The organism is Peptoniphilus sp. HCN-40583, assembly GCF_037892835.1.
GTDB classification, from domain to species: Bacteria; Bacillota; Clostridia; order Tissierellales; family Peptoniphilaceae; genus Aedoeadaptatus; species Aedoeadaptatus rachelemmaiella.
The window spans coordinates 1-7,836 of sequence record NZ_JBBKBU010000043.1; the positions used below are offsets into that span (position 1 = coordinate 1).

A 7,836-nucleotide genomic window follows, 5' to 3' on the forward strand; every position below is an offset into this window, starting at 1 on the left:
TAGCCCCTTCCCCGGGTTTCAGAGCCATAAAAGAACATATTTTAAGCGAAGTAGAAAGCACCACGAAACTCCGTTCGCTACGCAATTAAAAAATCAACCATCACAAAACAAACGCCCTTTTTCCCTCCCCCGGAAAGAATCGCGAAGATATAATTATAGTAAGACAAAAAAGGAAATCGAATCACATACGGTGTGCCTCTTTTGCCGCAAGAAAAAAACATATTTAACAACAAAACAAAAAAGGAAAAACCCATGCTCCACACATTCCAGGGAGGGCCTCGGGAGGGATCCCTATCCCTCCCGCCCTCCAAATCCCTAGCCCACAGAAAAATAATTCTCGCCGCCCTCGCGCCTCTTGGGGGAGAAGTGCACCTCTCTGAAATCTCAAAAGACATCGAGGACACCATCAATCTCATAAAATCCCTTGGTGGTGCCGTAAAAATCACAGATACAAACAATACCCATCACATAGCCATCGCCCCGATACCGAAAAACATCTCCGCCCCCGTCCATATCCACGTAAACGAAAGCGCCACCACCCTGCGCATCGCCCTCATCCTCGCCCCGGCCCTGGCAGATTCCGTCACCTTCACCGCAGGCAAAAGCCTCGCCGCCCGCCCCATGGATGAAGGCATCCGCTTCCTAAAAGAAAACGGCGTAAACGTCACAGGCCCATGGCCCATCAAAACAACAGGCCGCCTCGTCTTCGAACGCGCAGAAATCAGCGCCGAAACCACCGGCCAATTCGCCACAGGCGCCCTCCTCGCCGCCGCCGCACAAAACCAAGGCGCCACCCTCACGGTGATAAACCCCGTCTCCCGCCCCTACATCCACATGACCGCCGCCCTCATAACAGAAGCCGGCATCGCCGTCGACGAAAAACACGATGCCTTTATCATCAAAAAAGGCGAAATCCACGCCACAAGCTCGGAAATAGAGGGCGACTGGAGCCACGCCGCCGCCTTCATCGTCGCCAACGAAACGGGTAGCCGCATCCGCCTCGAAAACCTCCCCACACATAGCCTTCAAGGCGACAGTGAAATCCACAAACACATCAAATCCATCAAAGAAAACACCCCCGTCGACCTCACCCACACCCCCGACCTCCTCATGGCCCTCGCCGTCCTCGCCACAAAACACGGCGCCACCTTCACCGGCATCCGCCGCCTCCGCACCAAAGAAACCGACCGCATCGCCGCCACCGCCGCCATGCTCCGCGCCCTGGGCATCGACACGAAAGCCACAGAAGACACACTCGTCGTCGCGCCGGGAAACATTCGCCCCGCCACCATCGACACCTTCGGCGATCACCGCATCGCCTTCGCCGGCTTTGCCGCCGCCTGCGCGGCCAATGGCCCCATCACATTGAAAAACCCCGAAGCCGCAAACAAAAGCTGGCCCGGCTTCTACACCGCCGTGGAAAAACTCCCCCTCATCCACGAAAACAAAAGCGAAAACAGAAACAGATAAGAAACAGAAAGGAACACCATGGGAAAAAACATCCGCATCACCCTCTTCGGCGAAAGCCACGGCAAAGGCGTCGGCGCCCTCATCACCGGCATGCCGCCCCACATCCCCGTGGATGAAGCCGCCATCGAAAGCGCCCTCGCCCGCCGCAGACCCGAAGGCCCCTACGCCACCCCCCGCAAAGAGCCCGATCCATGGGAAATCCTCTCCGGCACCTACAAAGGCAAAACCACAGGCGACCCGCTGGCCATCTGGATCCCAAACAAAGACACAAAAAGCGAAGACTACGAAAACCTGCCCTACCGCCCCGGCCATGGCGACTACACCGCCCATGTAAAAACCTTCGGCGCCGACGACCCCCGGGGCGGCGGCTACCGAAGCGGCCGCCTCACCGCCCCCCTCGTCGCCGCAGGCGCCATCGCAGCCGATTTCCTAAAGACACAAAACATCCGCATCACATCAGAAATCACCGAAATCGGGGGAGAACAAGACCCCGCGCGTCAACAAAAAGCATTAGCACAAGCCAAAGAAGAGCACGACAGCCTCGGCGGCATCGTAAAACTATGCATCACAGGCGTGCCGGCGGGCCTCGGCGGCCCCCGCGAAAACTCCGCCCAAAGCGCCCTGGCCCACGCCATCTACAGCGTCGGCGCCGTAAAAAGCGTGGCATTCGGGGCGGGCGATGCAGCCGCCCGATTAAAAGGCAGCCAAAACAACGACCCCTATATAGAAGAAAACGGCCACATCCACACCACAACCAATCGCGCCGGCGGAACCTTAAGCGGCATCACCACGGGAGAAGCCATGGAAATCACCGTCGCCGTCAAGCCCACCCCATCCATCGGAAAAAAACAACACACCGTCGATCGCCGGGGGAAAAACACCGAAATAGAATTAAAAGGCCGCCACGACACCGCCCTCGTGTGCCGCATCCCCGTGGTGCTCGAAGCCGCCGCCGCAATTGAAATCCTCGATCTGTGGTGCGAGCGGCAAAAAGAAATCGCCCTCTTTGAAAAAATAGGAGAAAACCAATGACAAAAAACATCGTCATCATCGGCATGCCCGGCGTGGGCAAAACCTCCGTCGCCGAAGCCGTCGCCGAAAAACTAAATAGAAAATGTATCGACATCGACACCGAAATCATCAAAAAACACGGCGACATCCCCAAAATCTTCGAACAACAAGGAGAAAAAGCCTTCCGCGCCTACGAAAAGGGGGCCGTCATCCAAGCCGCGAAAGAAAAAGCCGTCGTCATCGCCACCGGCGGCGGCAGCCTCCTCGATCCCGAAAACACAGCTGCCCTCAAGCACACAGGCACCCTCTACTGGATCACCCGCCCATTGGAAGAGCTGGCCACCGACGGCCGCCCCCTCTCAAAAGGCGGCATCGAAACCCTAAGAAAACTTTATAGGGAAAGAAAACCCATCTATCAAGCCGCCGCCCACCACATCGTAAAAAACACCACCGTGGAAGAAGCCGCCTGCGCCATCCTCGCCCTGGAAAAGTTACAAAACAATAAAAAATAAACCCCTGTCATAGAACTGTAATTTAAAACCCTGCGGGACTCGTGTATAATGAAGCTACATCGAGAATCCGAAAGTATACGGCATTCTCATGACATGGAGCGACTTTACTTCAATGCTTGAAGCAAGGGCCGCTCAATGGTATAATGATGTAAGATTCACAGGAATATGCCTGGAAGAATCTGAAAATTCATAAGGAGGTCGAAAGACAAGATGAACAAGAAATTTCTTAGCCTTGTACTCGCACTAGTCATGGTACTTGGCACATTCAGCTCCGTCTTTGCGGCAAAACCTGCTGAAAAAAAGGAAGCTAAAGAAGCTCCCAAGGCAACTGAAAAAGTTGTACCTAAAATCACAGGTAAAACCGAAAAGATCAAATGGCTGCAAAACGAAGGCGTCATTGAAGGACGTAAGGTCAACGAAGATCCCAAAAACAACGATCTGGCACTTGACAAAAACATTCAACGTGCAGAAGTAAGTAAACTTCTCGTTTTCGCAACCGGTAATGTCGAAAAAGTCGACAAATTAAAAGGTTTGACCATCTACAGAGACGTAGCCCTCAACCACTGGGCAAACGGCTACATCAACGTAGGTAGCACCGAAGGCTCCAAGGCAAACGGCATTGCATTCTTACTCGGTTACCCGGGCAATGTCTTCAAACCGGCTAACGACGTAACCTATGCCGAATTGGCAAAAATGTTGGTTACCATCTGCAAAACCGATTTGACCAGAGACATGCACAACAAAGCCAATGCAAACTGGCCGGCACAATGGATGGCATGGGCAGCTGAACTCGGTATTTTCGACGACGTTACCGTCGCTGACGCTAACAAAGCCGTAAATCGTGCAGATGCTTTCACCATGATCTACAACACATTGTACAAATTAGGCAACCTGAAACAATTCCCCGTTAACGAAACTATGGGCGTTATTTCCCAAATCAAAAACGGCGAAATCACCTTGAACCAAGGCGAAAAGGCGAAAACCGTTAAATTAACGGCCAACACCACCTTCGTTCTCTACGACCGTAGCTACGATGTAAATGTAAAAAAAGCTAACGAAACTCCCGTGATGCGCACTGTTTTAGCAAGTGCATTGTCCAACCCCTCTTTCTACTACGGTTCCCTCGTAAGAGTCATCGTTAACGAAAAGGGCGAAGCTACTCACGTATTGGAATTAGGTAACCCCAAAGACTTAGCACTTGAAAATCGTTGGGAAGGCATTGCTGATAAAACCTATGAAACAAGCAACACAGTTCTGGCAAAAGTAAACTATGAAGCAGGCGATGCAAAGAGCATTTCCTTCGATAGAGTTAGTGTAACCAGAACTTTGGTTGATCCCACTGCTCGACTGTTCACTGCCAGATTAAGCGGCGCTACCAGATACTTCGTAGCTGACGTTAATAAAAACCAATTAACGGAAGTTAAAGACGTTGACGAAGCTCTCCGCATCGTAGGTAACACCATGGCTGCCGGTTACATCGACAGAGTATACGTAGGTTACGATGAAGTTGGCAACGCTAACGATTCCGCTACCCACAAAGCAACCAACATCAAGGGCTACAACGTAGCAAAAGTTGTCGTCTTCAACAAAGTTCAAAAAGACAACAATGCCACCAAGATGCTCCGCGTCAAGATGGATGCCAACACCAACTACAACATCACATTCGAAGATGTTGATGCAAAAGAAGTAATTGAAAATGTTGCTTCCATCCGCACAAGCTTCCCCAACAACTACAAAGCTAAGAAGCTTGACGTTGTTAACTACAGCAAAAATGCTGCTGATGGCATCGTAATTGAAAGAGTCATTGAACACGCCGACAAGAAGATGTTCCCCATCGTGAAGGTTACCAAAGTAGATGATTCTTACATTACTGTACAAGATGCTTACAACCGCACGGCTCAACTGAAAGTAGACCTCGAAGCGAACGTCTTCACCAATGGTCCTGTCAAAGTTGGCGACTTGATTCAATTCCGCACCTTAACCGGCAACAAAATTGTAGGCAATGATGCTACTCCGATCAACACCGTTGATGTAATCTCCATCATGCCCGCAGGCGTTAAGGCTGAAGGTACCTTACAAACTGTTGTTAGCGACAACCAAGCTGAACAACGCGTTGGCAAGGTAATCAAAGTTGAAGAAGTCGGTGGAGTTTTCTATGCAACCATCGTTAAACCTGAAGAAGGTATCTACGGCGATGCAACCCCCACGAGCAAAGTGGTAGCAGTTGTTAGCAAAGAAGATAAAGACCTTCTCAAAGAATGGATCAAGAGCGGTATGGATGTTCTCTTTAAAGTTCAACCCTACGGAGACAAAGAACAACGTGCATTTGACTTCATGGGCATGTTCAACAGAGAATGGTTAAACCTTTCTGATGCACTCGCTAAGAATAAAGATGCACAACAAAAAGCTTTAGATGCTTTCAATACTAAACTTGCTAAAGTTCCGGATGCAAAAGCAGACTATACCGGCGACAAAGAGCTCAAAGACTTAGCAGCAGGCCAAGCTGCTCAAAAGGCAGTTGCAGATCTTAAGGCTGAATTCGAAGGACTCAATGTAAGTCTTCTTAGTCCGACAGACGTTGCTACTGCTAAAACAAACCTGAACAAAGCAATCACAGCTTTCAACGAAGCTTCTGCTGATGCCAATACTGGCAACAAATATAAAGAAGTGCTTAAAGTTGAAGAAGTAAAATAAGTCAAGTCATTGATTTATTAAAAAAAGAACCCTTCGGGGTTCTTTTTTTGTGCCCAAATTATCTTAATTGCCACATAATACCATGATAAAACCACAGAATATGTATGCCAAAGAGCCCCGCGAGGGCTCTTTTTTTGTTTTACATAGTAAAAGTCTGTGAAAAAAGACGTTCCAAAAAAATTATCTGACAAATAGTAAGTAGGAGATTTAACTTGAGCCTAAAAACGACAACCGAAAAAAATAAAAAATCAGAATTTTTTCAGCCAAAAACCGACAAAAAGAAGGGACATAAACGACTCATAGTATGACGCTCTTTCCTTTTAAAAAAAGATTCAGACATATCTATTACAGAGCCTATAAAAACGGGACACGAAAATTCTCAACGTAATAAAAAATCGAAAAAAAGAGTTTTTTCGCAACGAAAACTGTCTATACCTTCAGGGATTAAAAAGTGGTTCTAAACACACTGAATCCCCGGAAGCGGTGATCGATTAAGAAATCACCGGGCTCGATCAGTTAATAGTAATGAATAATCGGAGGTTCAAAGTGACTAAGAAAAAAGTAAAACAATTAATGATTCCTGCGTGTGTCATGGCGGCGGTGGTGTTGTGCCTTGTGGTGCTCTACATCATTCGGCGGAAAGGGTGGTCTTTAGCGGGCGTGGAAATAAGCGTAAAAACGTGCCTGTGTAAAATCGAAATAATGATAGGGAGTGCCACCCTGCATCTCTTAAACCGGGCAAAAGAAAAAATTACAAGGTCGCCGAAGATAGAGAAAAAGAAGCAGAAGAAGAAGAAGAGAAAGAAAAAGCGGAAGGCGAAGAAAAAGAAGAAGGGGAAGAAAAAAGGTAAGAATAAAAAATAAAATCCCCTCGCCGTAGGTAAAATTCCCCGCCGATTTCTATGTAATAGGTGAAGGGGCAAGTGCCCGAGAAAAAATCTCCCTTTTCTTCCAAAACCATAGGTAAAATTCTCCGCGAATTTCTATCTAATAGGTGAGGGGGCAAGTGCCCGAGAATAAATTCTCCCCTTTCTTCCGAAACCATAGGTAAAATTCTTCACGAATTTCTATCTAATGGTTGAGGGAGCAAGGGCCCGAGAAAAAAATCTCTTTTTTTCTTCCGAAACCATAGGTAAAATTCTTCGCCAATTTCTATCTAATAGGTGAAGGGAGAAAAGCCCCGCCCGGGTCCTGCCCCTTCCGTCCGCAATCTCTACACTATCTCAAGGAGGTACAAATGTCCGACAAAAACAAATCCCTGCGCATCGTCTACCTGGATACCGACAGCGCAGGCAAAACCCGCCGCCGCGCCAACACATTCTCCGGCCTGGTCCCCGAAGTCGATAACGCCGCGCTGAAAAAAGCCGCCACAGCCATCGACAGCCTCACCAATCAAAAAATGACCTACGCCGAAGTCATCACCAACGAGCGTTTGAACTAAGGAGGTAAACCATGGAAAAGAAATACCTGACATTCACCTTCGTTGACGAAGGCCAAAAATCCGCCACCCTGCGCATCACCGACCCGAAAGACGGCCTTGAAGCCGCCGACGCCAAAGCCGCCGCCCAAACCATTGTCGATTCCGGTGCCTTCCGTGCCAAGGGCAAATTCACCGCCGTGAAAAAAGGCGAACTCACCACCGTCACCACCAACACCATCTTTCAAGCCTAAAGAGGACGCCCATGACCCTCGATGAAATCCTCTCCCTCATCGCCAATACCGGATTTCCCATTGTCGTGGCCAGCTACTTCATCCTCCGTATGGAAGAAAAACTCGATAAACTTACCGAGACCATCGCCGAATTGGGCCACACAATCGAAAGCAAAATGCAATGAAAGAGGGACCGCTTTGGTCCCTCATTTCATTGCAAAAAAACACAGTTTTGCGAAAATTCAATTTTGTTTTGTTGATGCACTTAGATTTTCTCTCGCATACCGTTTTCTATTGCCTTCCAATGGCACACCCCTTGTGATCCGTGATCTCTCTTTTCTTAACGCATAATTCCATTCTTAAATGGCTTTTAAACCCGGTGGCAGGGAAAATCCCGCCGTGGCCCGATTTAAATTGCGTAGCAGACGTAATGGATTCAAGTTATTTTTCCGCTCTAAAATTGATTTTTACATGGCTTTGAGACCCGGGGATGGGGCTT

General features: G+C 48.7%; 8 protein-coding genes. All 8 read left to right on the plus strand.

Annotated features, from left to right (window positions below; genetic code table 11):
* Positions 1–252: 252 nt before the first annotated feature.
* The 8 genes from WKT05_RS10330 (at position 253) to WKT05_RS10365 (ending at position 7,522) form a co-directional block, all read left to right on the plus strand.
* A complete protein-coding gene (locus WKT05_RS10330; protein ID WP_340414030.1) occupies positions 253–1,470 on the plus strand; it encodes a 3-phosphoshikimate 1-carboxyvinyltransferase in 1,218 nt (405 codons plus the stop codon).
* 18 nt (positions 1,471–1,488) lie between these two features.
* A complete protein-coding gene (locus WKT05_RS10335) occupies positions 1,489–2,502 on the plus strand; it encodes a chorismate synthase (protein WP_340414031.1) in 1,014 nt (337 codons plus the stop codon).
* Positions 2,499–2,993 (plus strand): shikimate kinase, encoded by a 495-nt coding sequence (locus tag WKT05_RS10340; protein ID WP_340414032.1) that lies wholly within the window; start codon positions 2,499–2,501, stop codon positions 2,991–2,993. The genes WKT05_RS10335 and WKT05_RS10340 overlap by 4 nt, the downstream gene beginning before the upstream one ends.
* A gap of 210 nt (positions 2,994–3,203) precedes the next feature.
* A complete protein-coding gene (locus WKT05_RS10345; protein WP_340414033.1) occupies positions 3,204–5,687 on the plus strand; it encodes a hypothetical protein in 2,484 nt (827 codons plus the stop codon).
* A gap of 546 nt (positions 5,688–6,233) precedes the next feature.
* Positions 6,234–6,551 carry a hypothetical protein gene (locus WKT05_RS10350; RefSeq protein WP_340414034.1) on the plus strand — a complete coding sequence of 106 codons (318 nt, stop codon included), beginning with the start codon at positions 6,234–6,236 and terminating at the stop codon, positions 6,549–6,551.
* Between the two features lie 373 nt (positions 6,552–6,924).
* Positions 6,925–7,128: a DUF1659 domain-containing protein gene (locus WKT05_RS10355; RefSeq protein ID WP_340414035.1), complete on the plus strand. Its 204-nt coding sequence runs from the start codon at positions 6,925–6,927 to the stop codon at positions 7,126–7,128.
* Positions 7,129–7,139: 11 nt separating this feature from the next.
* Positions 7,140–7,358, plus strand: a complete 219-nt coding sequence (locus WKT05_RS10360; protein ID WP_340414036.1) for a DUF2922 family protein — start codon at positions 7,140–7,142, stop codon at positions 7,356–7,358.
* Positions 7,359–7,369: 11 nt separating this feature from the next.
* Complete coding sequence (locus WKT05_RS10365) at positions 7,370–7,522, plus strand: YvrJ family protein (RefSeq protein WP_148474569.1); 153 nt, start codon at positions 7,370–7,372, stop codon at positions 7,520–7,522.
* The last annotated feature ends 314 nt before the right edge of the window (positions 7,523–7,836 follow it).

Coding starts and splice junctions, on each gene's coding strand:
- WKT05_RS10365 (WP_148474569.1), top strand. CDS start 7,370: ATGACCCTCGATGAAATCCTCTCCCTCATCGCCAATACCGGATTTCCC.
- WKT05_RS10340 (WP_340414032.1), top strand. CDS start 2,499: ATGACAAAAAACATCGTCATCATCGGCATGCCCGGCGTGGGCAAAACC.
- WKT05_RS10360 (WP_340414036.1), top strand. CDS start 7,140: ATGGAAAAGAAATACCTGACATTCACCTTCGTTGACGAAGGCCAAAAA.
- WKT05_RS10330 (WP_340414030.1), top strand. CDS start 253: ATGCTCCACACATTCCAGGGAGGGCCTCGGGAGGGATCCCTATCCCTC.
- WKT05_RS10335 (WP_340414031.1), top strand. CDS start 1,489: ATGGGAAAAAACATCCGCATCACCCTCTTCGGCGAAAGCCACGGCAAA.
- WKT05_RS10345 (WP_340414033.1), top strand. CDS start 3,204: ATGAACAAGAAATTTCTTAGCCTTGTACTCGCACTAGTCATGGTACTT.
- WKT05_RS10355 (WP_340414035.1), top strand. CDS start 6,925: ATGTCCGACAAAAACAAATCCCTGCGCATCGTCTACCTGGATACCGAC.